The sequence below is a fragment of the Oribacterium sinus genome, from assembly GCF_963553175.1.
GTDB lineage: Bacteria > Bacillota > Clostridia > Lachnospirales > Lachnospiraceae > Oribacterium > Oribacterium sinus_B.
The window spans coordinates 1-25,196 of sequence record NZ_CAUVME010000033.1 but is presented as its reverse complement, the minus strand read 5'-3'; the positions used below and the strand labels follow the sequence as shown (position 1 = coordinate 25,196).

Sequence of the window (25,196 nt, the reverse complement as noted above, 5' to 3'; positions counted from 1 at the left end):
ACCCGTTAGAAACGTGCGCCGCTAGGCGCACAAGCAAAGTGAGCAGTGGTTAACATAAACCACTGCTCAGTCAAGGCGAGGTTAGCGGGAGCGTGCCCTCATTTAAGCCTATACGCCATAAAGCACATGAACTTCTATATCCATTCCCCGTTAAAGACTTCTCTGGCCGGTCCCGTCATAAAGGCGTGACCGGTTTTTTTATCATAGGATATTTCCAAATCTCCTCCCAGGAGATGCACCGTAGCCTTATCTTCTAATCTTCCCATCAGAATTCCCGCCACTACAGCTGCAGTAGCGCCTGTTCCGCAGGCCAGGGTCTCTCCGGAACCTCTTTCGTATACTCTAAAGCGAATTTCCGAAGGGGAAAGCACTTGAATAAACTCTGCATTTACCTTATCCGGAAAACGGGGATGCTCTTCGAAATCTTTTCCGATTTTTTCCAAGTCCAATTCCGAAACGGAAGAAACGGACAGCTCAGGATTGTCCTCCAGGAAATATACCGCATGGGGATTTCCTACATCAATGCCCACGAATTGAAGGGACATGCCCCGTACCTCTATATTCTCCGGCAGTTCTCCGTCCAGCTTGACTTCTCCCATATCCACGGTAGCCTTTTCCATTTTTCCGTCTTTTACAAAGATTTCAATGTCTTTGATACCGGATTTGGTCTCTATGCGAAGCTGTCTTCTTTCCTTGTCCACAATGCCGTGGTCGTAAATGTATTTTGCCACACAGCGAATCCCGTTTCCGCACATGGAGCCCTCTGAACCGTCTGCATTAAACATGTGCATATAGGCATCCGCCTTGTCGCTAGGCTCAATCAGAATCAGCCCGTCTCCTCCTACACCGAAATGTCTGTCTGCAATACGCCTTGCCAGTTCCCCCGGATTCTCCACCTTTTCCGTGAAAGCATTGACATAAACATAGTCATTGCCTAAACCTTCCATTTTGGTAAATTTCATGATTGCTCCCTTCTTCGAAAAAAAGCAGATTTTTATAGAATCTGTCTCATTTTATGGATTCAGGTCTCTTTTTTCCTGCCCCTGTAATTCATAAAATTGTCCCTGCCCTTTTAAACAGTATTGTCCGGGAAGGAAGTGGTACTCTCCACATTCTCCCTGATAGCTCATGCTTTCCAGTGTTTGCAGAAGACTTTTCTTCTTTACTTCTGCTCTTAACTTGCTAAGAATTCCCAGCAAATCCCTGTCATATCTGCTTCCCAACTGCGCCTCTTCTCCTGACGAATCGGAGCTTTCCTGTACCTCTTCTCCTGACGAAGCGGAACTTTCCTCTTCCTTTTCCGCCAGTGGCAATGCCTTATTCTCTCTTCCATAGAGATATACCGGATAGGGAAGTTCCAAATCCCCGGGGAAATTCTCCTGATCCCAATCTTTTCCCAAAAGCACATTATAGGATTTCTCCTCGGACAGAAGCGCTTTCTCCTGCTCTCCGGGACTTGGAAGGAACAAAAGATCTATTCCGGCTTCCTCCAGCTCCGACAATTTCGCTTGAAAATCCTCTTCTCCCTTATAGCTGCGAATTTCTACCGTTCCTCCGTATTCAGGGAAGCTTTCCGAAAGCTGTTCCGCTAAGGTCTTGCCCTTCTCATCTCCTTCCTGTAGGAGAATACCCATTTTCCGGAAGGCCTCATTATAAGCGAAAAATCCCAGGTCCACCGCCTGATCCTCCAGACTTTTTTCCAGAACAAAATGATTATTTCCCGGCTCCAGCTTTTTGCTGCTCTGACTCAGGTAGGGTATTTTTTCCTCCACAGAGAATTTTTCCAAAAATGCCTCCAGCTTTTCACTGCCTTCTCCCAGCAACAGCTCTGCCTTAGCCTCTTTTAATGCTTGCTTTAATTCTTCTTCTTTTCCTTCTTCATAAATCAAGCTGTGCAGATTTACAGAAGCGTTGTACTCTCCGGCATTTTCCAGATAAGCCTCCAGCTCCTCAGCTTTAGTACTTCCCTTGTCCTCTACATAATACGCTTCTATAGGAGCTCTTTCCGCCACAGAGTTGCTGGTTTTCTCCTGCCCTCTTTGAGCCGGGCTTCCTTTTCTCAAAAAAAGGAAAAGCACTACAAAGACGATACAAAGGAAAAGAAGAAGCAGAAGCAGTCGTCTTCTTTGAGCAGCTTTTTTGGCAGCTTCCTTTTGCTTTCTTCTCTCTCTTCTTTCCTCTCGAAGTCTCTGCCGTTCTCTTTCCAGAGCCTCTTCCTCTTCCCTATCCTCAGCATCCCCGTACTGCTCAAGCTCCCTGTGCTGTGCAGTAGCTTTATAGCTCTCCTGTTTAGCCTGCTCCGTCGATTCTATAGCTTCAGGTTTGCTTTGCTGATTCCTCTCATCCATTTCCTTTGCTTCAGTGCCGCCCTGCTGATTCTTCTCATCCATATGTCAAAGTCTCCTTTGCTCTTTTTGCACTATTTCTTCTTTTTCCCTGACTTTCTTTTTTCTACCAGAATCTTAAATTCTTCCTCTGAAATCTGCAACTCTTCCAGATTTTTCTTTCGTCTTTCCTTCCACTTCTTCTTTCTTTTCCGTTCATCATGAAGGTTTTTTGCTCCATACAAGGCGCCTCCTCCAAAGAGGAAAAATCCGAAGCCGGCTAAAATCGTAAAGCCGCTGACGGTAACCGCTGCAACTGCTACCTTTTTCTTGGTTTCCTTATTATTTAAAATGACCTGAATATTTTGATCTTTCCCAATATATCCGCTCCCTACAACTTTTCCATCCAGTAAGATCTGCACTTTTCCCAGGGCGGAAGCCGGAGCATCTTCTGCAATATCCGTGAAAACGTATTGTAATCCGTCCTGACTTGCTCCCTTAGGAAGAGAAATCTTCACAGTATCCAGAAAATGAATCTTATTCTCCTCCGTGATTTTTCCGGCGGATACCAATTCCTTTCGTAAGGCCTCTAAAGCACCGGGATGTTCCCCTAAAGTTTGATTTTCCGTTTCCGAAAAAGCTAAATCCAGTAAGGCCTTTGTATCCGTGTAGTGAGAAGGATTTTTGTCCTTCAAAACTACTGTAACCACCTTTCTTCCCTGATCCTCCGCCAGGCTAATTAAGGTATTTCCCGCAATCTGGGTATAACCGGTTTTTCCCGCTACTACCCTTTTATCATAGAACTTTGTGTTGGAGAGCATCATTTTATGCTCCATGTAAATCGTGTTTCCCTCCGGAAGACGCTTTAAATTCCCTAAAGTATGACTCAGATTTTTTTCAATTTCCAAAAACTCCTTATTCTGAAAGGCAGCCATACCGATTAACGCCATATCCCTTGCAGTGGTATAGTGGTTCTCATCCTGCAAGCCGGAAGGATTCTGAAAATGAGTTCCTGTGCAACCAAGCTCCTTCGCCTTCTCATTCATCATCTCCGCAAAGGCTTCCCTAGAGCCTGCCACATGCTCTGCTAAAGCATTTGCCGCCTCATTTGCAGACTTGAGTAACAGGGCATGCAAACAGTCATTTACCGTCAGAACATCCCCCTCTTCAATCTGGGCGTTGGAGGAGCCCCGATCCACATTGTATACCGCATCATGAGAAAATGTCACCTTATCCTCTAGGGATGCGTGCTCCAAAACTACAAGCGCCGTCATCACCTTGGTAATACTGGCAGGATATTCTCTCACATCTCCGTTTTTTTCATATAAAACCGCCCCGGTTTCCGCATCCACCACAATGGCGGACTCCGCAGTTAAGTCTGCTGTCGGCCAGCTGGCAGCCATTGCTACCACACTATGAAAAAGAATAAAAAAACAAAAAGAAAGGAGTAAAAAAATCCTCCCCCTGCTCTTTCCTTTTTTTTCCCTCATACTAAGCAAAATACTTTAAGTCCTTTCCCTCATTATCTCAAAGTCTATCCTTGCATCATTGGTTTTCTCTAAAAAGCTCTTCCAAAGTTTTTTTTGATGGGCGTGGAAGGAAAGTCCTTGAGCATTCTCTATACAATAGTTTTCCGGCTGAAAATCTATTCTTTTTTTAAACTGTTCTTCTAAAATTTGGACTCTGCTTTTCCCCCTCCGCTTATGCCAGAGCTTCTCCTCTTGTTCATAAGCCTGATAAAGGTGGGACAGGAAGCGATCTCCTAAAAATATGGCAGCATCCCTTTGATGGCTTTCAACATAGTCCTTTGAAAAGAAAGGACTACTTCCATAATAGGGCATCCATCCGAAGAAAAGGATATTGTTGCGATATAAAAAGGGATCCTTCTCCTCCTCTTCATAACGCTCTTCCAGGAAATCCCTGCAGTAATCATAAAAATGAGAATAGAAAATATCTTGGAACCTGCTTCTCTCCAATGCTTCATCGGATTGGCTGTAAAGATAAAGTTGTAAATAAAGCTCCAAAATTCTGGATTGTGCCTCTTCCTCATTCTCCAAAACAATCCCGAAGGAAAGGAAAATCAAAATGGAAAAGAAATCGCCGAAAGGACTCCTTTCCTTAGCAATTCCGGGGAAAAGAAAATTCTGCAGTTCCCTCTGATAGCGTTTTAGTAAAGAACTAATCGGAACGGATGCATCCGTATTTCCTTCCACAGTAGCTATTTCTAAAGACTGTGCTTCTTGATTCTCCCGCTCTTTAAAATAATCCAAAAAAAAGAAAGCCAAGGGACGAAATACTTCTTTATACGGGGAATCTTCCCTCATTTCCAAGGGAATCTCCCGAATCCGTTCTAAAGCGCTATTTCTTCTTTCTCCCATGACTCCTCCATTATAACAAAAATCAGTCTGCTTCCTATTACAAAAAAGAAAGGAATTTCCTAATTTTTTTCTTTGTCTATCTTTAAAAAATACTTTATTCAGGCCGGATAGCAAAACTTATCTTATTTCGGGACGGACAGAAAAAATACTATATCCATACCGGACACCAAAGCTACATTCTTAAGCCTAAGAGTAAAAGAGCCAGCCAAAGGAACAAAAGAACGATATCTACTCCCAAAGCCACATAGACAGGACGTCTTTCAATGAATTTTCCCTTTTCCACAGGTAGGGCAAAACGAAGGGAAATCAAAAGAAAGTTCACGGAAAATAATGCCAATGCTCCTAGCACTAAAGGCCCGTTTCCTTTTTCATAAAAGGAAATTCCTATACAGAGAAAGAAAAGGCAGAGAGAAACAAAGGAACTGATTATGGCTCCCAGACTTCCCTTTGCCCATTTTTTTCGGATGTAGCTAAAACGCTTTTCTCCTTCCATTTTCTTCTCCTCCTTTCCCTTTGTATGAGTCGAAACAGAACATAACCCAGGGCGGTTCCCAGGGTATTCAGGATAATATCGTCCACATCACAGCTTCCGGCACGGAAGATAAGCTGAATCGCCTCCACTCCAAAGGACAAAAGATAGCCTGACATCACCGTATTATACCAATACATTCTACAGCGCTTGGAAAAGCTGGGGAGCAGGAAGCCCAAAGGGCAAAAGCCGATGATATTTCCCAGTAAGTTTTCCAAAGCATGGGCAAGACCGATTTGTTTCCAATAAAAAAGAAAGCGGAAAATCTCCTTAAAAGGCTCCATATTATAGGAAAATTCCGCCCGATTCATAAAGCCTCTGCCCTTTAACTCGGAAAAAAACAAAACATAAAAGAGAAAAATCAGGTAAAGGCAGAAAAAGAATACCCCCAACCAACGATTTTTCGTCATTTCTTTTCTATGCATATCACACACTAAACGTCTGAATTCTCTCTTCTAAGAAGTCCGTCACAGTCTAATTCCCTCCATCTCATTTCCTTATAGCAATTCAGAAACGATACTATCCGGATGCTTCTTATTTACCAAGAGACTTTAGAACGTTAAATCCTCTTTTCTTTTTAGCAAGATGGCTCCATGTACAATGGACAGCACCCCGGTAACAATTCCCAGTGTAATAAGAATTACTCCTAAGGCAATGGAGGATCCTCCTACATTTCTCATGATTTTATATATTCTTTCCAAGTCCTAGTCCTCTTTCTTTCTTTTTTTCAGCTGATAATAGGAGCTGGCTTCTTTCACCAAAAATCCCATTTTCTGATAAAGCTTCATGGCCGGGCTGTTTCGGGAATCCACCTGAAGAATCACCCTGGTATAGGGTCCCTTCTCTCCTTCTTCAAAGCAATCCCGAAGAATCGCCTCTCCCTTTCCCTGACCTCTATACCTATTTTCCACCATAAGTCCGTAAAGGTAAAGTGTTTTTTCATTATAGGGAGAAAAATAAACCTCTCCGTAAGGATAAATTCTCTTTTCTCCCGGAAAAGCAATCCCTTCTTCCAGCTTCTTTTCCAAAAAATATTCTGTATACAAATAAGGAAAGGAAAGGGAAAATTCCTCTTCCCTTTCTCCTTTCTTCATAAATCGAAACACACAGTTTCGAAAATCATCCATCAGACTTTCTTTACACTGGGTAAATAAGCCCTGCCCCCTCATCTTGGGATGGACAAAGGCAAGACAAAGGAGCACATCCTTTCCTCCCTGCTGTTCTCCAAGCTTATAGCCCATAAGCAGTGCCAATATTCCCTCGGCAATTCCCGTTTCCTTCTCTCCCTCATTGCGAATGAGATAAAAGAAATCATAATCCAAATCTGTATCGTAGGGATGTTCTTCCTCTAAATTACAAAGAGAGAGGAGTGTCTTACAATCCCTCTCCTCTTCTAAAGACAGAGTTCGTTGTAATTCGACTTCCATTCCTCTCTCCTGTTCTAACTCGTCAAAGTCATTCCTTTCCTTCTTTGAAGTACAAGGCTTCTAAGCCTATTTCATGACTTTCTCCTAGCTAATCCTTTTAGTCTTTAAAAACAATCTTATCCAATCCCCAGATATCCTTAGCGTACTCCTCAATGGTTCTGTCAGAGGAGAACTTTCCGGCATGGGCTGTATTTAAAATAGCCGCTCTTGCCCACCACTCTTCATCCTGGAACTTCTTCACTGCTTCTTCCTGTGCCTTCATATAAGCACGAAGGTCCTTTAAGATAAAGTAACGATCCGCTCTGTCGGATTCATTGGTATTTAACAGGGAATCATACAAAGGTCTGAACAATTCAGGATCCTCAGGACTGTAGAAGCCGTTTACCAGCTGCATTAGGACTCTGCGAATTTCCTGGTCGTTGTTGAAAATGTCCATAGGACGGTACTCGTTGTTATGCTCTAAAGCAATAACCTCGTCACTGCTCATACCGAAGATAAAGGCATTTTCCGCCCCAACTTCCTGTACGATTTCCACGTTCGCTCCATCCATAGTTCCCATGGTTAAAGCACCGTTTACCATAAGCTTCATGTTGGAGGTACCGGAAGCTTCCTTGGAAGCAGTGGAAATCTGCTCGGAGAAGTCCGCTGCAGGGATAATCACCTCTGCACTGGATACTTTATAATCCTCAATGAAGACTACCTTAATCTTATCCTGGATAGTAGGATCATTGTTGATGACCTCTGCCACGTTATTGATGAGCTTAATGGTCAGCTTTGCAGTCTTATAGCCTGCTGCCGCCTTGGCTCCGAAGATAAAGGTGTGGGGATAGAATTCCATCTCCGGATGATCTTTAATCTGGTTGTAAAGATACATCACGTGAAGGATATTCATCAGCTGTCTCTTATACTCGTGCAAACGCTTTACCATTACGTCAAAGATGGAATCCACATTTAACTTAATGCCGTTATGCTTCAGCACATACTTGGCAAGACGCTCCTTGTTATGTCTCTTAATGGCCATAAACTCAGCCTGCGCCTGCTTATCATCCGCATAAACTGCCAGCTTCTCCAGCTTGGACAGGTCGGTAAGCCACTGATCTCCGATATGGGCAGTAATCCACTTTGCCAACTCCGGATTGGCATGGTAAACCCATCTTCTCTGGGTGATACCGTTGGTCTTGTTGGAGAACTTCTCCGGATACATCTCGTAGAAGTCTCTTAATTCCTGCTTCTTTAAAATCTCCGTATGAAGAGCCGCTACACCGTTAACCGCATGACCGCCGATAATGGCAAGGTGTGCCATCTTAACCTGGCCGTCATAGATAATTGCCATCTTGGCAATCTTCTCTTCCGCCTGCTCAGGATACTTAGCCCGAACGGTTTCACAGAATCTGCGGTTAATCTCCTCCACAATCTGATAAATTCTGGGAAGAAGCTTGGAGAACAGCTCAATGGGCCACTTTTCCAAAGCCTCAGCCATAATGGTATGGTTGGTGTAAGCGCAGGTTTTTAAGGTAATCTCCCAGGACTCATCCCAAGTCAGATGATAATCATCCATCAGTACACGCATAAGCTCTGCCACGGCAACTGTGGGGTGGGTATCATTTAACTGGAAAGCCACCTTCTCATAAAGCTTCCGAACATCGCCGTTATGTCTCTTGGCATAGTCTGCTACCGCAGTCTGTACAGATGCGGAAATGAAGAAATACTGCTGACGAAGACGAAGCTCCTTACCGGCATAGTGGTTATCGTTGGGATACAATACCTCTACGATATTTCTGGCCATATTGGCTGACTCCACCGCCTTCTGGTAATTTCCCTTATCAAACTCATCCAAACGGAAGGTGTCAGTTGCCTTGGCATCCCATACTCTTAAAGTGTCTACCACATGGTTGTTGTAGCCCACCACCGGAGTATCATAGGGAATTGCCTCTACAGCCTGATAGCCCTTATGTACAAAGTGCAGTCTTCCATCTTCCTCCTGTACAGTCTCTACCCAACCGCCGAAACGAACTTCCTTGGCAAGCTCCGCACGACGAATCTCGAAGGGGTTTCCGTCCTTTAACCAGTCATCCGCCACTTCCTTCTGGTATCCGTCTACAATCTGCTGCTTGAAGAAGCCGTACTTATAACGAATACCGCATCCGCAAGCCCAGTAGCCCAGGGTTGCCAAGCTATCCAGGAAGCAGGCCGCTAAACGACCAAGACCGCCGTTTCCTAAAGCCCAGTCCGGCTCCGCCTCTTCCAGTGCGGAAAGGTTTAAACCAAGCTCGTTAATCACATCTCGAATTTCCTCCTGAGATGTCAGGTTTAAAATATTGTTGCCCAAAGCTCTTCCCATTAAAAACTCCATGGAAAGATAATAGACTCTCTTACAATCCTCTTCCTCAGCCGCCTTGGTAGTACGAATCCAGTCATCAATAATCTGATTCTGTACCGCTGCCGCTACAGCATGAAAAGCTTCCTTCTCGTTTAGCTCTGTTAATTCTCGTCTGAAAAGCTTTCTGGCATTGTTTTCCACTTCTTTTTTAAACAGTGCTTTGTCAAACTTTTGCATCCTTCCTCCTTATACATCCCTTACTAATTCCTTTTAGTAATATATAGTGATTTTTCCCGCCGAAGCGGGAAAATGGTTTCACCGTTTATTTTTTCTTTGCATCTAAGCAAAAATTTCAAAGCTCAGCTTTCCTTTGTCACTAAGCAAAGCTTTTCGCCCTTAGTTTTTCTTTACAGCTAAGCAAAGCTTCTCGCCGTTAATATCCCATTCCTTCTCATAGCCTTCACAGCAGTTGCAAAGAAGCTCTGTAGCAAGAACGGTCTTGCATAACTCCTCTTGGTACTTATTCATTAAGCCCATAAGGAAGTCATTATCCTCGGCATAGAGGGTAATTTGATCCATAACCTCAAAGCCCGCTTCCTTACGCATGGTCTGCACCTTGGAAATGATTTCACGGATATAGCCCTCTTCCTTCAGTTCCTCCGTCAGGTTGGTATCCAGCACTACGGTGTACTTAGCATCTTCCTCCGTAATAAAGCCGTCCTTCTTTGTGGATTCGATTAACAAATCCTCCTTGGCTAAGGCAACTTCCGTGCCATCCTTTGTGGTAAAACGAATAGCTCCCTCTGCCAATGCCGCCATACCCGACTTGCTGTCCAAGTCTTGTAAGAACTGGCGAATCTCATTCAAATGCTTTCCGTACTTCGGTCCCACAGTCTTTAACTGAGGCTTAAAGATGTACGCCGTAAAGTCGGACAAATCCTCCTTAAACTGCAGGGACTTTACATTTAACTCATCGGTAATGATATTCTCCCAGTCCTTGGAAAGAGCCTGTCCTCCGGAAACATACATGGCGGAAAGAGGCTGTCTGTTCTTCACTTGAGCCTTCTCTCTTGCCGCTCTTCCCAGACGTACCAAAGACAATACTTCTTCCATGCTTTCTTCCAGCTTGGGCTCAATCCACTCTTCATCCGCTACCGGATAGGCACAAAGATGAACGGAAGGTTTAGCATTCTTATCTACTGAGCATACCAGGTTCTGATAGATAGACTCGGTAATGAATGGCACCAGCGGAGCAGCCAACTTAACAAAAGTCACTAAAGCTTCATATAAGCAAAGGTACGCATTAATCTTATCCTGCTCCATTCCCTTAGCCCAGAAACGCTCTCTGGAACGACGTACATACCAGTTGGAAAGGTCTTCACAGAACTCCTGCAATGCAGCCGCCGCCTCGGGAATCTTAAACTGGGAAAGATTGGTATCCACAGTAAGAATCAAAGAATTCAGCTTACTGAATACCCACCTGTCCATAGGTGTAAGACTCTTCTTGTCCAAGGTATATTTTGTAGGATCAAAGTTATCAATGTTGGCATAAAGCACAAAGAACGCATAGGTGTTCCACAAAGTAGACAGGAACTTTCTCTGTCCCTCCACTACCGCCTGATCATGGAAACGGTTGGGTAACCATGGTGCAGAGTTGGTATAGAAGAACCAACGGATTGCATCCGCTCCGTGCTTTTCCAAGGCCTCCATGGGATCTACGGAATTCCCCTTGGACTTGGACATCTTCTGTCCGTTTTCATCCTGTACATGGCCCAGCACCAAGACATTTTCAAAGGGAGCCTTATGGAACAAAATGGTGGACTCCGCCAATAAGGAATAGAACCATCCTCTGGTCTGGTCTACCGCTTCACAGATAAACTGTGCAGGGAACTGAGCCTCGAAAAGCTCCTTATTCTCGAAGGGATAATGATGCTGGGCGTAGGGCATAGCACCGCTGTCAAACCAACAGTCAATAACCTCCGGAACTCTGGTCATTTCTCCGCCACACTTCGGACACTTACACTTTAAGTAGTCCACATAGGGCTTATGAAGCTCAATATGCTCATAGCCTACATAGTCGGAGGAATAGCCCTTATCTCCCTCAGCCTTTAATTTTGACAAGACCTCCTGATAATTATCGGCTCTTTCCGATAATTCTTTAATGGAACCGATGGCTTCCTGTTCTCCACAGTCTTTACATTCCCAAATATTTAAGGGAGTTCCCCAGTAACGATCACGAGAAAGGCTCCAGTCCTGTACATTTTCAATCCAGTCGCCGAAACGTCCCTTACCGATAGACTCAGGAATCCAGTTTACGGTGTTGTTATTTGCAACCAGCTCATCCCGAACAGCGGTCATCTTGATAAACCAGCTTTCTCTTGCATAGTAAATCAGAGGAGTTCCGCAACGCCAGCAATGGGGATAGCTGTGTTCAAATTTCGGTGCGTCAAAAAGAAGTCCCCTCTTCTCCAGGTCCTTCAATACTTCCGGATCCGCACTGATGGCGCCTTCCGCCACTTCTTTCTCTGTGGGTTTACAACGCATACCGAAGAAAGGTGTCTCCGCTGTAAGCTTTCCTTCACTATCCACAAACTTTACAAGGGCTAAATCGTTTTCTCTACCGATTCTTCCGTCATCTTCACCGAAGGCAGGGGCAATATGGACGATACCGGTACCGTCATCTGCACTGACATAATAGTCGGAAACCACGATATGGGCCTTCTTATGTTGTCTCTCCGCTTCCTTTTCAGCACCGTCATAAAGAGGCTCATAGGAAAGACCCACCAAGTCCTTACCCTTACAGGTTTCCAGGATGGAATAAGCTTCTTCTCCCTCCTTCGCCAAACCGGACAATACCGCATCCAGTCTTGCCACAGCCAGGATATAAAGATTACCGTCTGCAGCCTTTACCTTGGCATATTCCAAATCAGGGTGTACACAAAGTGCCACATTGGAGGGTAGGGTCCAGGGAGTTGTGGTCCAAGCCAGGAAATATCCCTCTTCTCCCTTGATTTTAAAGCGAACAACCGCAGAACGCTCCTTCACTTCCTTGTAACCTTGTGCTACCTCATGGGAGGAAAGGGGAGTTCCGCAACGGGGACAGTAGGGCACAACCTTAAAGCCCTTGTACAAGAGCTTCTTCTTCCAAATTTCCTTTAAGGCCCACCACTCGGACTCAATAAAATCATCATGGTAGGTCACATAAGGATTATCCATATCCGCCCAGAAGCCAACCTTGTAAGAGAAGTCCTCCCACATTCCCTTGTACTTCCAGACATTCTTCTTACATAAATCAATAAAGGGGGCTACCCCGTAGGATTCAATCTGTTCTTTTCCGTTGATACCGATTTCTTTTTCAATTTCCAGCTCTACAGGAAGGCCGTGGGTGTCCCATCCTGCCTTTCTGGGCACCATCTTCCCCTTCATGGCATGAAATCTTGGAATCATATCCTTAAAGGCTCTGGTTTCCACATGACCAATATGCGGTTTTCCGTTGGCCGTAGGAGGACCGTCATAGAAAACATAGGAGGCATTCTCCTTCTGCTCCAGGATGGACTTTTCGAAGATTTGTTCTTTTTTCCAGAACTCTTCGACCTCTCTCTCCCTTTCCACGAATTGCATATTGCTATCTACTTTTTTAAACATGTAGTTCTCCTTCTTATTCCTTTAGTCGCCTTATTATAATGATTGGGGAAAAATAAAGCAAGAAATTGTCCCTATTCTCCTCTGCTGTACTGCGTCAGCAATTGCTTCTTCATCTCATACAATTTATCGGATAAATCCACGTGTACGGCATGGGGATTGGTTAAACGTCTGCACTCCTCCCAAAGGCTTTCCTGTTCCTTCTTGCAGTGGGCTTTGATTTCCTCTACAGAAGGGCAATTATACACCAACTTTCCGCCTAAGAAAATAGGTACAAGGAGCGGTCTCATCTCATAGCTTCCGCCCTTTAAGGTACTTTTCTTCCAGGTATCAATGGGATCGAATAAGACCAAATCCTCTTTTTCGGAAAATGTCTCATCCTCCAGGGCAATATAATCTGCAAAAACCTTTCCACTGTCTTTTTCGATAATACGGTAAATCTGCTTATTTCCCGGATTGGTAATCTTTTCGGAGTTCTCCGACAATTTAATCTTAGGAACCCATTGTCCCTCATCCGAATATGTAGCCGCAAGCTTATATACTCCACCAAAGCTGGGCTGACTTTCCGAGGTAATCAGATTGGTTCCCACACCCCAGCTGGTGATGCAGGCTCCCTGCGCCTTTAAGGAAGCAATCAGATTCTCGTCCAAATCATTGGAAGCGGAAATTATTGCATCAGGATAGCCCGCCTCATCCAACATTTTCCTGGCCTTCTTGGAAAGGTAAGCCAAGTCTCCGGAATCTAAACGAATACCGAAGCGCTTCAGGGTAATCCCTTCTTCCTTCATGGCATCATAGCAAAGAATGGCATTCTTTACACCGCTCTTTAAGGTATCATAGGTATCTACCAATAAAATACAATTATTGGGATAGAGTCTGGCGTAAGCCTTAAATGCCTCTAATTCTGTCGGGAAGGACATAATCCAGGAGTGAGCATGGGTTCCCAACACAGGCACACGGAATTTCTGTCCCGCATAAACGTTGGAAGTACCGATGCATCCTGCAATGACCGCGGCTCTGGCACCGTATATTCCCGCATCCGGTCCCTGAGCCCTTCGTAAACCGAACTCCATTACCCCGTCTCCCTGAGCCGCATGCACCACTCTGTAAGCCTTTGTGGCAATGAGAGACTGGTGATTGACCAGATTTAAAATGGCAGTTTCCACCAACTGAGCCTCAATCACCGGAGCAATTACCTTGATTAAGGGTTCCTTAGGAAAGACTACTGTTCCTTCCGGAATGGCATATATATCTCCGGTAAAGTGAAAACCTCGAAGATATTCAATAAAATCTTCATCAAAGGTTCCCAAACTTCGAAGATAATCAATATCTTCTTCACTAAAATTCAGATTGCGGATATATTCAACCACCTGCTCCAAACCGCAGCAAATGGCAAAGCCGTTTCCACAGGGATTCTTTCGATAAAACATATCGAAAATTACTCTTTCCTGATGCTTTCCACTTTTTAAATAGCCCTGCATCATGGTGAGCTCATAAAAGTCTGTCAGTAACGTAAAGTTTCTTTCCATCTTCTTTCTCCTAACGATAGTCGACCCTGGGATACTGTTTTCTGATATAGAAATACATAATCCACAGGGAAAAGGCAGTAATCATCCAGCTCACGGGATAACTGATGTATAAGGGCCGTAAGCCATGGAAGAATTCCATAGGAAAAAGTACCATGACATAAAACACACGACTCAAACAAATTCCCACCAAGCTGATAAACATCGGTTGAATACTGCAGCCAAAACCCCGTAGCGCTCCCACCAAGGTATCCATCATGCCAAAAATCATATACGGATAGACGATAATCTCCAATCTTTCCTTGGCGTATTGCAAAACCTCTCCATCCTTCGTAAAAATCCCCGCCAGGTTTCTTCCAAAGAAGAAAACAATTATGCCGGTCAGAAGGGCAATGCTGAATAGCAGGGTTAAGCTGCTTTTCAAAATACCGTTTAATCTACTGTATTTCTTCGCCCCAAGATTTTGGCTGACAAAGGACATCTGCCCCTGGGATATGGAGTTCATGGAAATATAGACAAATCCTTCTAAATTGGCGGATATGGTGGCTGCCGCCATAGCCTGAGAGCCGAAGGTATTGATGGCGGATTGAATCATTACATTGGAAATGGAAAATAAGGTTCCCTGTATCCCTGCCGGAAGTCCTATGGAGACTATCTTTTTTAATTTGTCTCTATGGATACGAAAGCGGAGGGGATGAAGGTGCAAAGCTTCCTTTTCTCTTGCCAGTAAAATCACTAAAACCACAGCCGAAAAGAGCTGAGAAATGCTGGTGGCAATAGCTACTCCTGCAACTCCCATCTTCCACTGAATCACAAAGTTTAAATTGAGAGCCAGATTCAAAAGGCCTGCCAGGATCTGTACATAGAGGGGACGTCTTGTGTCTCCCACTGCTCGAAATACCGCTGCCAAAAAATCATACAGTACCATAAAGGGAATGCCTAAGGAAAAGTAGCGAAGGTAAGTCTCTGCCTGAGGCGCCACTTCCTCCGGGGTATTCATCCCCCGGATAATCGCGGAAATAAGTAAATTTCCAATTAGCAGAAGCAAAAATCCCGAAAGCAAAGCCGTAGTGTAGGCTGTAGCCAACAGTTCCTCCACATCCTTTCTCCGATTGGCTCCGATATACCGGGCAACAGCAACGTTTACCCCCACCGACAGACCTAAAAAAAGGTTAACCAGCAGGTTTATAATCGGCCCCGAAGTGCCTACAGCCGCCATTGCCACAGCTCCCACATATTTTCCCACAACAAAGACATCCGCCGCATTGAAAAGCAGCTGTAAAATCCCCGTAAACATCAGAGGAAAACAAAATTGAAGCATTTTAGGAAGAATTGCCCCCGTGGTCATATCCAACTCGTAGCTTTTTTTCACTTTTCCCCCTTTCGATTCTATTCTACATTCCCTTTCAATTCTATTCGCTTTTCACTTTCGAAGCTATTCCATTTTTACTTTCGAAGCTATTCCGTTTTCCTTTTTAAAGCTATTCAGCTTTTCCTTCCGAAGATCCTTTTAAGAAAGAGAAAGTTCCTGTCCCAGACGATTCTTAAGCTCCTCCGCATCCTCTCCCACGATAATCTGCACTTCATCTTTTCTGGGACGGATTAATCCGGGAAATCCCGCCTCCCGAATGCAGGATTCCTTCACCAAATCATAGTCTTTAATGCCTACCTTCAGCCTTCTATTCTCACTTCGCAAAGACTGAATGTTTTCTTTTCCCCCTAAGCCTTCCAAAAGGGGCGGAAGCAGAGCGGAAAGATTCTTCGCTTCCAAGCGAACATGGTATTTGTCTTTCTCATCAATATGATATTCCAGTGCCTTTTTATGCCTTCTTTTTCTCAAGAAACGCAGAAGGAGAAATAGAAGAAAAAGGAAAAGAATCAGCCCTCCGATACAGGCATACAGCAGTGGGGGCTGAAGGACTTGTTCTATGGAAAAGCCGGAAGGAGCTTCCGCCACTTCCGTAGCGCTCAGAATATAAAAAAAGGGCATTAGCCAATCAAACATTGCCGTTCCTTTCCGGGAGAAGGCTTCTCCCTCTAAATACTGTCTGTTTCTTCTTGTACCTTATATTTCTGCAGCTCTTCCACATATTTTTTGCCAAGCTCGGAAAGATGCATCTTCTTATTTTTTATATAGCCGATTCGCATGGTTTCTTCTGTATCCAAAGGAATCGCAATATACTCCGGTCCGTTTAATTCCTGACAAATAATACCGGAACAGAGCGTATATCCATTTAAGCCCACCATAAGATTTAAAATCGTAGCTCGATCATTGACCTTAATGAACTTCTTGTAATCATAGGTACTTAAAACTTCTTCCGCAAAGTAGAAGGAATTTCTCTCCCCCTGATCAAAAGTGCAACAGGGATAATCCATCAAATCCTCCATGGAAATGAGCTTTTTCTTTGCCAAAGGATTGGATTTCGCCATGAAAACATATATTTTGCAAGAAAAGAGGGGTACAAATTCCAAGTCTCCCTCTCGTAAAATCTTTCCGATGACATTTTCATTGAAGTCATTTTCATAGATAATGCCCAGTTCACTGATTTGCTTACGGACATTTTCAATAACATCAATGGTTCTGCCTTCAAAAACGGAAAACTCATAGACATTGTTTTCCTCATACTGTCGAAGCAGTCGAATAAAGGCCTCCACTGCAAAGGTATAGTGCTGCATGGAAACACTGAATTTCTTTTTCTGAGGTCCTCCGGAAAGATATTTATCTTCCATTAACTGGTACTGTTCCGAAACCTGTCTGGCATAGCCCAGAAATTCCTCTCCTTCAGGCGTGGCGATAATTCCCCGGTTGGATCTGGTAAAGATTTCTATCCCGATTTCTCTTTCCACCGCCTTGATGGTAGCACTTAAGCTGGGCTGGGTTAGGTACAGCTGCTTCGCCGCCTCATTCATGGAGCCGTAGTCGGCTACCGCAATAACCTGACGAAGCTGTTGTAAGGTCATTCCACGCCTCCTGACACATAGGTAATATAGCCTGCCGGATCAATAAACACTCTTTCTCCCGCAACACCCCGAATCATCATAAGATCCATAACGGAAATCATCTTCTTTCCACTTCCGCTGTTATATTCAATCACGGCATTTTTATGAAAGGCCGCATCCCCGGCATATAGAAGTTCTCCCGACTTTCTATCGTATAAACTCATTTTCTTGAAAATCACAAAGGGATAACCGTTCCCTTCTTCCAGACTTAACTGGTTGGGGCTGTCAAAGAAAACCTTGGCGTCCGGATGCTCCATCAAAACGGAGATGTATTTCGCAGTTTTCTCATTTAACTCCTGCATGGGCTTTCCCTTCCTTAGAAGAGATCCGTTTTCCGAAGTCTTTCTCTGATCCGGTGTTTCTGCGGAAATGAGAGCCGCTCCATCTTCTCCCAGATAAAAATTGCCCACGTACTGCTTTTCCGCCATAGCTCCGTCACTGTTCAGAAAATACCATTTCCCGTTCCAGCTGACCCAGCCGGTCTGCATTTTACTGTTTAAGCAAAAATACCAACGTCCATCCGTGGAAGACTGTACCCAGCCGGTATAGCTTTCTTTATTGTCCGAAGAATAATAGTACCAACTCTGTCCTTCCTGCTCCCATCTTCCCTCTGCATGGGAAATTCCTGTTCCCATGAGAAAGAACAGAAAAAGAAATGCCATTCCCGACAAAAAACGTTGGCAAAAATTCTTTTGATATCCCTTTTGTACTCTCATTCTATCCTCCTTTACATAACTATTTGCCTAGTATAGCATAATTTTTTCCATTGTAATACCCACCGTAGTTTTTCCTAGATTCTGCTTAGGATTTTCTATTGTATACCCCATTTCTTTTTGCTACTATGAAAAAAACGCAGATTGCAAGGAGGGACTCCCATGTTTCGGATTGAAAAGGTAAAGGATTACTCGGTTCTCAGCAAAAAAGCCGCCATGCTGATTGCGGCGGAAATCACCCAAAGAGAGCACCCGGTTTTGGGCTTAGCCACAGGCTCCACCCCCATCGGTGCCTATCAGGTTTTAAGAGAATTATATCAGGAGGGACGTCTGGATTTTTCTGCAGTACGTACCGTGAACCTGGATGAATACAGAGGTCTTGCTCCGGAGGACAGCCACAGCTACCGCTATTTTATGAATCAAGAGCTGTTTCAGCACGTAAATATTCCTATGGAAAACACTGCCGTTCCCAACGGTCTTCTGGAAGACGCGAATAAGGCTTGCCTTGAGTATGAAGCTCTGATTCGTAAATTAGGAGGAATCCATTTACAGATTCTGGGGCTTGGACATGATGGGCATATCGGATTTAATGAACCAAGTGATTCTTTCCCAAGGGAAACCCACTGTGTACAGCTTGCCGAAGAAACCATCGAAGCCAATCAGCGCTTCTTCTCGTCTAAAGAAGAAGTTCCCAGAGAAGCCTATACCATGGGAATCGGTACCATTATGAAAGCCAAAAAAATCCTCTTAATGGTATCCGGAAAGGATAAGGCGGATATTTTACAGAGAGTCTTGGAAGGCCCGGTTACTCCCTCTGTTCCCGCTTCCATTCTGCAATTCCATCCCCATGTTACTGTTCTTGCAGATGAAGCGGCTTTAAGTAAATGTAAGCTATAATATATGATGGGGCTGTAAAAAATCAAAAAGAATTTTCTGAGCAATATAGGTCTGAATTTGGGGGGCGGTACATTTTTACAGTTCCATCATTTTCTTTCTAAAGAAAAGAGCCGAAAAAGCGGAAAGAGAAATGAAGCTATTCTTTCTGATTTTTCGACTCTTTTTAGATAGAATTATTCGATTTATTTTGTCAGGTTACAAAAATAGTTTTTCTTTTATTTCTTCTTTTATGTCATAGGTGCTCCTCCCTTCAATGTCTTCTATATCCCTAGGTTTTCACCATAGTTACCATACAGAATGTCTTAAGAGGAGCTCTCGACAGAAGCTTCTGAAGCCACTTTTGACTCCGACTTAGCAGATGTCTCAGCGGAAGTCTCCATTGTAGGGTTGGCGCTATCTGCGGATACTTCTGTTGAGCCCTCCCTAGATGCCTGAAAAGATAGCTGAGGGGAAATCCCGGAAACAGCCTCAGGTGCCTTTAAGCTGTTGTCTTCTCCCCTAAAGTCTGTAAGGAGAGGGAAGATTTCTTGCTTATAAAACTCGGCATAATCTTTATATCCGTACAAATACAGAGAATCATCCTCTCCCAGGGGAAAGGCTATGGGATGAACAGCCCCCATTCCAATGCCATCCTCCGGCTTTACCAGTGCCTTTCCATCCTGATCCATGAGTAAGTCCTGATATTCTATTCCATTACAATACTGAATATTTTGTACGCTTCCATCCTTTAATTTTAAAGGCACATGAACTTCAAAAAGCAGGAATAGTCTGTTGTGACCGAGCACCGGGGCATCTTCTTTCCGACTGAGAAAATAATTTCCCAAATACTGTACGGATATACCGGAAAGATCAACATACTCCCCTTCTGTTCCTCCGGTCATCTCCCTATGAAGAGAATCCATAAATGCTTCCTGTAGCAGTCTTAAAGTGTCTCCGGGAATATCCTTTCCACTGGTCCAATAAGCATTGGCCTTGGGGACTTCATATTCCTTCTCTGTTTCCAAAAAATAGATATGCTCTTTCTCTGCTTTTCTCGTTAATTCCTGATAAAAAGTAACTTGGATTTTGTCTCCGGAGGCAAGCCCCTCTCTTTTGCTGACATTCACATCTCCAAGTTCCATCCAGGAGGGAGCATTCTTTAAAGCCAGCTCTACTCTCATCTGCGGGGAATTTCCGGTAAATTGAACATCCAGAAAATCAAAGGGATTCACGTCTGTTCTCTCATAAAGCCCCTTTACTACCAGATCCTTATCCTCCCAAAGCAGCTTCACGTTATAGCTTTTCTCAATCCAGGATAAATCCTCTTTACAGCTTAAGGAAACATGATCTCCATTTTCCAATTGACTCTCCTCGGAAAGCTCCGGAAGCTGCATTACCGCATACTCCACTTCACTCAATATAATCTCTTTTTCCGCCTCTTTCAGAAAAAGATTGGTCATCATCCCGAAGATTCCTCTACTTCTCTTGCTGTATCTTCCTTTTCTCTTGATTTTTCCAAGATAATTTTTTTCAAAATCTTCTTTCTGAAAGATAAGCTTTCCCTCTCCCAGACCATCTTCACCGGTAAATTCCACCTGATAGAACTTATCCAGCGGAATCTTCACCGGCCGGTTATTGTAAGCACCAAAAGCTGTCATGCCAATCAGGAAAAGAGCTCCTATACAGGCAAGAACAATACAGTTTCTTTTCATGTTTTTGGAAACGTTAAATGAAGGTTTTTTCATTGGGGAAGGCATATCCCGCTCCTTTCTCAGCAAATGCTGTAGCGCCCTCCCTGGCATGAATCTCCTAGACTTTAATATGATTTTGGATTGTAAAAATGAGATCTTAAACTTATGGAGATAATAGAATAGATAGAAATAGCTTTTATTCTAAGCACATATTTTCGGTCCCTGCGTTTTCTTCCATATTTCGTTCATGGTTTCACTATAGCACAAAGCCTTAATTTTGTCTTTTTTAATAAATTAATAGTAGTATATTGTAAATTTATTAGATATTTTGTATTAAATTGATTTTATAGAAGAACAAGAAAAAAAGCACCACGATTCGTGATGCTTTTCGCAGGGCTACAAGGATTCGAACCTTGAAATGACGGAGTCAGAGTCCGTTGCCTTACCGTTTGGCGATAGCCCTAAAATCTGCTGTTTTCTTAAAAAATGAATAAAAATCAGCGACTCGATTATCATACAGAGTTTTTATTTTCTTGTCAAGAGATTTTTTTATTCTTACTAGATTTTTTTATTCTTACTAGATTTTCTTCATAAAACAAAAATTTTGTATTCAAAACTCAAATGTGTTTCATAGCATTTACGATTTCTCTAAAATCTAATATTTTGACTATCTATTTTTTCTTTATGTGCCTATAATCAAACAAGTTGTATTAATGAATTTAAGGAGTAGTACGAAAATGAAACTCTTTCGTTTAAATTATTTTCAGAAAATCATCCTGGGTTTTGCCGTGTTGATTCTATTGGGAGCAATTCTTCTGATGTTGCCGATCTCCAGTAATGATGGCGTTTATACCCCCTTTCTAAATGCACTCTTCACTTCCACCTCCGCTTCCTGTGTTACCGGTTTAATTGTATACGATACCGCCACGCACTGGTCTTTCTTCGGGCAAGCAGTCATTCTTTTCTTGATTCAAATTGGTGGGCTTGGTGTGGTGGTAGTGGTAACCTCCGTCATCCTTTTCTTCGGAAAAAAAATCGGATATTCTCAAAGAAACACTCTGGCTAATTCCATTTCTGTAAATTCTCAGGGCGGAATCATGAAAATGTTGGTTTTTCTTCTGAAATGGACCGGAATTATAGAGTTATTCTTTGCTATCCTTCTTGCGACACAATTTATTCCCGAGTTCGGACTTCGGAGAGGACTTTGGTATAGTGTTTTCCACTCCGTATCCGCTTTTTGTAATGCCGGTTTCGATTTGATGGGCGTTAAAGAACCCTTTTCTTCTCTCACGGAATACGTAGGAAACCCTGTGGTGAACATCAGCATTATGAGCCTGATTCTTCTTGGAGGCTTAGGCTTTATGACTTGGCAGGATATTGCAAAAAATAAATGGAATTTTCATCGCTTTCGTCTACAAAGCAAAATCATTCTCTCTACCACGGTATTTATTATTCTTCTTCCTGCAATATTTTACTTTTTTGTTGAGTTCCGAGGGCTGCCCATAAAAAATCGGGTTTTTGCTTCATTATTTACAGCAGTCACTCCACGTACCGCAGGCTTTAATACCGTGGATTTTTCAAAATTTTCCGATAGCGGAATCTTTTTGCAAACCTTGCTAATGCTGGTAGGGGCTGCGCCGGGAAGTACGGGAGGCGGTATGAAAGTCACCACAATGACTGTTTTACTTTTAACCTCCATTGCTATTTTTAGAAACAATTCCCGTACAGAAGCCTTTGGAAGGACTATTTCCAGAGAAATCATTCGAAATGCTACGACAATCGCTTTCATGTATATTAGTTTATGTATTCTCTCCGGAATGTTTATCAGTCTCCATGATAAATTACCGCTACTGGCCACCAGCTTTGAAGCTGCCAGTGCTATTGCCACTGTGGGGCTTACACTGGGAATCACCCCAAATCTTAGTCCCATTTCTCATATGGTTCTCATTTTTCTAATGTACACCGGAAGAGTTGGCGGACTTTGTTTGATTTATGCCGTCTTTCCTAATGCTAACCAAAACAAGGGAAGACTTGTTGAAGAAAATGTAATTGTCGGATAAAGGAGAAAGTATGAAACAAATTTTAATTATCGGTCTAGGTCGTTTCGGTTTACATGTCGCAAAAAAGCTAAATGAAATGCATACGCAGGTTCTCGGAGTAGACAGCAGTGAGGAAAGAGTAAAAGCAGCTCTCCCCTACGTTACCAATGCGGAAATTGGAGACGCAGGAAATCAGGAATTCTTAAAATCTCTGGGTATCTCCAATTTTGACGTCTGTATTGTAGCCATCGGAACCGACTTTTTAGCTTCTTTGGAAGTCACCTCCCATTTAAAGGAACTGGGTGCAAAAAGAGTAGTTTCCAGGGCTGCCAGAGATTTACAAGAAAAATTCTTACTTAGAAACGGAGCCGATGTGGTAGTTTATCCGGAAAAATTAGTCGGAAGCCTTACCGCTGTGCAGTGCAGTTCTGAGAATGTTTTGGATTACATTCAAGTCAGCAAAGATTTTGCCGTTTTTGAAATCGCCTTACCTGAGGATTGGATTGGTAAATCTATTGGAGAAATTGGAGTTCGAAATAAATTCAAAGTCAATATTATTGCTGTCAAATATAATGATGAAGTCAATGTTACTTTGGGACCGGACTACCAATTCCGAGAAGGAGAAAGCCTTTTTATTATCGGCAAGGATAAGGATATCCAAAAATATTTTCATACTTTAGGGTAGACTTTTTAAGCAAATAATCCTGCGACGATTACTATTCAATGCTGTATCATAGTATTCCATAGTCCACGAGGAATTTGCCTTCAGCACTGAGATATCGTACGCTTTGAGAGGGATACTCCTGAAAAACGAGATATCGTACGCTTTGAGAGGGATACTCCTGAAAAACGAGATATCGCACGCTTTGCGAGCAATACTCGTTATGAATAAAAACATCCTCCATGTCAAATATCCGACTCAGAGGATGTTTTTTTCTTTATTTGCCGGCTTTTAAGTTCCCGGTGTATTATTTTCTTCCGTCTCTAAAGATTTTTCTCCTAGGGCCGCCCCGGGTCCTACTTCCACAGTTTCCTCCGTTTCCTTCTTTTCTTTTGTTTCCTTCGTCTCTTCTTCTGTGGATTTTTTCTCTTCCTTTGTTTCTTTTTTATTTTTTACAGTGCTCTCTTCTTCCGTTTCCGTCTTAGTTTCCTGTTTCTTTGTAGCCTCTGTCTGCTCCTCTTTTTTCTTTTTCTTACCCTTCTCCGCATTTTCAGCGGCCTTGGCTTTTCCGGCTTCCTTCTTTCTCACAGTTCCTCCGCCTGTACCTGCTTCCTCAGCATCTTCCATGGGAGAGCCAACTCCGGAAACCTTGGCGATATGGGCACTGATTTCCTGTACCTTGGCACTGGGACTATAGTTCTCCACGCCGTAAAGATAGCTGTGTAATTCCGTTACATTGCTGGCCAGCGTTGCCGGAATTACCACATCCATTTTCTTAATCTTCATGGTGGTTCTGGCAAAGGGGAAGCCTCTGCTTTCTCCGATATGATAACGATCCACCTGGGTAACCAATGTGGTGATATCTCCCATATCCAGACTGGTGGAAAGCTCCGGTAAAACCATGGATGCCACCTGCATTAGCTTTACAGGACCTGCCTTTTTTGCCTTATCAAAGGCAAGGCCAAGAACCTTCCTCTGTCTTGCAGTACGGTTAAAATCCGTGTCCATTAGACGGAGTCTACCGTAGGCCACCGCCTGAATTCCGTCCAAATGATTCATCCCCGCATGCTCCAGATGCACGGAAGGAATTCCGGTGGACTGTACCGTTTCCGTGATAAATGCATTGATGTAGAAAAACTCCGCATCGGAAAGCTCCAGATCCACGCCTCCAAGAGCGGAGATTCCCTTCGCCACCGCAGCCCAGTTAAAGCTGACATAGTCGTCAATCTTAATGTCCAGATTTCTCTCTAAAGCTTCAACAGCCTGCTTGTGTCCCCCCTTAAAATATGCTTCATTTATCTTATGATAAGTTCCTTCTTCATCGATCTGCATATAGCTATCTCTGAAAATGGAGCTCAATTTTACTTCTCCGGTTCGCTTATTAACAGAAGCCAGCATAATTACATCGGAAAGTGCACCGGCCTCCTTGTTGCCGTCTCTGGAATCCAAGCCGAAAACTGCCACCGTCCAATATTTAGGGCCAAAATACGGAGATATAAAACGCCAAAGGAGAAGACCGAAAAATACAAGCAGTAAAAGAATGCCCAACTTCTGAAAAATAGACTTCTTTTTCTTTCTTTTCCCTCTGTCTTGCACCGACCTTTCCGAAGCCGTATTTCTATTGCTTCTTCCGCTGTTCCCGCCGCTTACGGCCTTTCGATTCTCTGCTCCGGATGGATTTCTTCTTCTATCGGAGCGACCGGTGACTGTAGCGATATTTGCGCCCTGCCTTTGGGACTTTCTTCTTTTCAGACTTTGAGGCTCTTCCTCGAAGTTCTCATCTTCATAGTCCTCATCATAGTCGTCATAGTCCTCATCATAATCATCTTCATACTCGTCATCGTAGTCATCATATTCCTCATCAGAATCATACTCCTCCTGATAACGATTTCGAGAGGGACGTCTATTTCTGCTGCTTTCTTCTCTTTCTCTGATAAATTCTCTACTGGGTGCAGTTCTTCTTTTTCTGTCTGCCATAGTCTTCTCCCTATTTTTTGTAAGTGCTCTGCCTGAAAAGTATAACAAAGCTTTCTTCACAAAAAAAGTGCTTTCATAATTCCTTAATATAAA

20 protein-coding genes and 1 tRNA gene are annotated in these 25,196 nt (G+C 43.4%); 3 read left to right on the top strand and 18 right to left on the bottom strand.

The window, feature by feature from the left end:
- Window positions 1–134: 134 nt before the first annotated feature.
- From dapF to RYO92_RS08785, 15 genes are all read right to left on the bottom strand, one after another.
- Entirely contained in the window at window positions 135–962 is an 828-nt protein-coding gene (gene dapF / locus RYO92_RS08855) for a diaminopimelate epimerase (RefSeq protein WP_007156492.1), read from the bottom strand.
- Between the two features lie 51 nt (window positions 963–1,013).
- On the bottom strand, window positions 1,014–2,390 hold the full coding sequence (locus RYO92_RS08850) for a hypothetical protein (protein ID WP_315370157.1): 1,377 nt from the start codon (window positions 2,388–2,390) through the stop codon (window positions 1,014–1,016).
- Window positions 2,391–2,419: 29 nt separating this feature from the next.
- Window positions 2,420–3,727 (bottom strand): D-alanyl-D-alanine carboxypeptidase family protein, encoded by a 1,308-nt coding sequence (locus RYO92_RS08845; RefSeq protein ID WP_315370156.1) that lies wholly within the window; start codon window positions 3,725–3,727, stop codon window positions 2,420–2,422.
- 102 nt (window positions 3,728–3,829) lie between these two features.
- On the bottom strand, window positions 3,830–4,702 hold the full coding sequence (locus tag RYO92_RS08840) for a hypothetical protein (RefSeq protein ID WP_315370155.1): 873 nt from the start codon (window positions 4,700–4,702) through the stop codon (window positions 3,830–3,832).
- A gap of 172 nt (window positions 4,703–4,874) precedes the next feature.
- A complete protein-coding gene (locus RYO92_RS08835) occupies window positions 4,875–5,195 on the bottom strand; it encodes a hypothetical protein (RefSeq protein WP_315370154.1) in 321 nt (106 codons plus the stop codon).
- The gene (locus tag RYO92_RS08830) at window positions 5,129–5,656 is read right to left on the bottom strand and encodes a VanZ family protein (protein ID WP_315370153.1); all 528 of its coding nucleotides are present in this window, start codon (window positions 5,654–5,656) and stop codon (window positions 5,129–5,131) included. The genes RYO92_RS08835 and RYO92_RS08830 overlap by 67 nt, the downstream gene beginning before the upstream one ends.
- 126 nt (window positions 5,657–5,782) lie before the next feature.
- Entirely contained in the window at window positions 5,783–5,932 is a 150-nt protein-coding gene (locus tag RYO92_RS08825; RefSeq protein ID WP_315370152.1) for a hypothetical protein, read from the bottom strand.
- A 3-nt stretch (window positions 5,933–5,935) separates the two neighbouring features.
- Window positions 5,936–6,658 carry a GNAT family N-acetyltransferase gene (locus tag RYO92_RS08820; protein ID WP_314833476.1) on the bottom strand — a complete coding sequence of 241 codons (723 nt, stop codon included), beginning with the start codon at window positions 6,656–6,658 and terminating at the stop codon, window positions 5,936–5,938.
- A gap of 97 nt (window positions 6,659–6,755) precedes the next feature.
- Entirely contained in the window at window positions 6,756–9,215 is a 2,460-nt protein-coding gene (locus tag RYO92_RS08815; protein WP_007156500.1) for a glycogen/starch/alpha-glucan phosphorylase, read from the bottom strand.
- 159 nt (window positions 9,216–9,374) lie between these two features.
- On the bottom strand, window positions 9,375–12,623 hold the full coding sequence (gene ileS, locus RYO92_RS08810) for an isoleucine--tRNA ligase (protein WP_315370151.1): 3,249 nt from the start codon (window positions 12,621–12,623) through the stop codon (window positions 9,375–9,377).
- Between the two features lie 71 nt (window positions 12,624–12,694).
- Window positions 12,695–14,149 carry a nicotinate phosphoribosyltransferase gene (locus tag RYO92_RS08805; RefSeq protein ID WP_315370150.1) on the bottom strand — a complete coding sequence of 485 codons (1,455 nt, stop codon included), beginning with the start codon at window positions 14,147–14,149 and terminating at the stop codon, window positions 12,695–12,697.
- Between the two features lie 10 nt (window positions 14,150–14,159).
- On the bottom strand, window positions 14,160–15,518 hold the full coding sequence (locus tag RYO92_RS08800; protein ID WP_315365302.1) for an MATE family efflux transporter: 1,359 nt from the start codon (window positions 15,516–15,518) through the stop codon (window positions 14,160–14,162).
- A gap of 138 nt (window positions 15,519–15,656) precedes the next feature.
- Window positions 15,657–16,151, bottom strand: coding sequence for a hypothetical protein (locus RYO92_RS08795; protein ID WP_315370149.1), 495 nt, complete (start codon window positions 16,149–16,151; stop codon window positions 15,657–15,659).
- Between the two features lie 32 nt (window positions 16,152–16,183).
- Window positions 16,184–17,107, bottom strand: a complete 924-nt coding sequence (locus RYO92_RS08790; protein WP_007156505.1) for a LysR family transcriptional regulator — start codon at window positions 17,105–17,107, stop codon at window positions 16,184–16,186.
- Complete coding sequence (locus RYO92_RS08785) at window positions 17,104–17,862, bottom strand: cell wall-binding protein (protein WP_315000616.1); 759 nt, start codon at window positions 17,860–17,862, stop codon at window positions 17,104–17,106. Before RYO92_RS08785 ends, RYO92_RS08790 begins: the two co-directional genes overlap by 4 nt.
- 159 nt (window positions 17,863–18,021) lie before the next feature.
- Between RYO92_RS08785 and nagB the strand changes: the two genes are divergently transcribed.
- Window positions 18,022–18,756, top strand: a complete 735-nt coding sequence (gene nagB, locus RYO92_RS08780; RefSeq protein ID WP_314965976.1) for a glucosamine-6-phosphate deaminase — start codon at window positions 18,022–18,024, stop codon at window positions 18,754–18,756.
- A 302-nt stretch (window positions 18,757–19,058) separates the two neighbouring features.
- Here nagB and RYO92_RS08775 read toward each other — a convergent pair whose 3' ends face one another.
- Together RYO92_RS08775 and RYO92_RS08770 are read right to left on the bottom strand one after the other, a co-directional pair.
- A complete protein-coding gene (locus RYO92_RS08775; protein WP_314965977.1) occupies window positions 19,059–20,537 on the bottom strand; it encodes a hypothetical protein in 1,479 nt (492 codons plus the stop codon).
- A gap of 280 nt (window positions 20,538–20,817) precedes the next feature.
- Window positions 20,818–20,889 (bottom strand) — tRNA-Gln (locus tag RYO92_RS08770).
- Window positions 20,890–21,139: 250 nt separating this feature from the next.
- Here RYO92_RS08770 and RYO92_RS08765 point away from each other — a divergent pair.
- Together RYO92_RS08765 and RYO92_RS08760 are read left to right on the top strand one after the other, a co-directional pair.
- Entirely contained in the window at window positions 21,140–22,486 is a 1,347-nt protein-coding gene (locus RYO92_RS08765) for a TrkH family potassium uptake protein (protein ID WP_315370147.1), read from the top strand.
- Window positions 22,487–22,496: 10 nt separating this feature from the next.
- A complete protein-coding gene (locus RYO92_RS08760; protein ID WP_007156512.1) occupies window positions 22,497–23,150 on the top strand; it encodes a potassium channel family protein in 654 nt (217 codons plus the stop codon).
- 267 nt (window positions 23,151–23,417) lie between these two features.
- Here the strand turns inward: RYO92_RS08760 and RYO92_RS08755 are convergent, their stop codons facing one another.
- Window positions 23,418–25,103 (bottom strand): LCP family protein, encoded by a 1,686-nt coding sequence (locus tag RYO92_RS08755; protein WP_315370146.1) that lies wholly within the window; start codon window positions 25,101–25,103, stop codon window positions 23,418–23,420.
- Window positions 25,104–25,196 lie beyond the last annotated feature (93 nt).

What these genes read in the sequence shown, in the direction of transcription:
- dapF (WP_007156492.1), bottom strand. Translation starts at nt 962, where the DNA reads ATGAAATTTACCAAAATGGAAGGTTTAGGCAATGACTATGTTTATGTC.
- RYO92_RS08850 (WP_315370157.1), bottom strand. Translation starts at nt 2,390, where the DNA reads ATGGATGAGAAGAATCAGCAGGGCGGCACTGAAGCAAAGGAAATGGAT.
- RYO92_RS08845 (WP_315370156.1), bottom strand. Translation starts at nt 3,727, where the DNA reads ATGGCTGCCAGCTGGCCGACAGCAGACTTAACTGCGGAGTCCGCCATT.
- RYO92_RS08840 (WP_315370155.1), bottom strand. Translation starts at nt 4,702, where the DNA reads ATGGGAGAAAGAAGAAATAGCGCTTTAGAACGGATTCGGGAGATTCCC.
- RYO92_RS08835 (WP_315370154.1), bottom strand. Translation starts at nt 5,195, where the DNA reads ATGGAAGGAGAAAAGCGTTTTAGCTACATCCGAAAAAAATGGGCAAAG.
- RYO92_RS08830 (WP_315370153.1), bottom strand. Translation starts at nt 5,656, where the DNA reads ATGCATAGAAAAGAAATGACGAAAAATCGTTGGTTGGGGGTATTCTTT.
- RYO92_RS08820 (WP_314833476.1), bottom strand. Translation starts at nt 6,658, where the DNA reads ATGGAAGTCGAATTACAACGAACTCTGTCTTTAGAAGAGGAGAGGGAT.
- RYO92_RS08815 (WP_007156500.1), bottom strand. Translation starts at nt 9,215, where the DNA reads ATGCAAAAGTTTGACAAAGCACTGTTTAAAAAAGAAGTGGAAAACAAT.
- ileS (WP_315370151.1), bottom strand. Translation starts at nt 12,623, where the DNA reads ATGTTTAAAAAAGTAGATAGCAATATGCAATTCGTGGAAAGGGAGAGA.
- RYO92_RS08805 (WP_315370150.1), bottom strand. Translation starts at nt 14,149, where the DNA reads ATGGAAAGAAACTTTACGTTACTGACAGACTTTTATGAGCTCACCATG.
- RYO92_RS08795 (WP_315370149.1), bottom strand. Translation starts at nt 16,151, where the DNA reads ATGTTTGATTGGCTAATGCCCTTTTTTTATATTCTGAGCGCTACGGAA.
- RYO92_RS08790 (WP_007156505.1), bottom strand. Translation starts at nt 17,107, where the DNA reads ATGACCTTACAACAGCTTCGTCAGGTTATTGCGGTAGCCGACTACGGC.
- RYO92_RS08785 (WP_315000616.1), bottom strand. Translation starts at nt 17,862, where the DNA reads ATGAGAGTACAAAAGGGATATCAAAAGAATTTTTGCCAACGTTTTTTG.
- nagB (WP_314965976.1), top strand. Translation starts at nt 18,022, where the DNA reads ATGTTTCGGATTGAAAAGGTAAAGGATTACTCGGTTCTCAGCAAAAAA.
- RYO92_RS08775 (WP_314965977.1), bottom strand. Translation starts at nt 20,537, where the DNA reads ATGCCAGGGAGGGCGCTACAGCATTTGCTGAGAAAGGAGCGGGATATG.
- RYO92_RS08765 (WP_315370147.1), top strand. Translation starts at nt 21,140, where the DNA reads ATGAATTTAAGGAGTAGTACGAAAATGAAACTCTTTCGTTTAAATTAT.
- RYO92_RS08760 (WP_007156512.1), top strand. Translation starts at nt 22,497, where the DNA reads ATGAAACAAATTTTAATTATCGGTCTAGGTCGTTTCGGTTTACATGTC.
- RYO92_RS08755 (WP_315370146.1), bottom strand. Translation starts at nt 25,103, where the DNA reads ATGGCAGACAGAAAAAGAAGAACTGCACCCAGTAGAGAATTTATCAGA.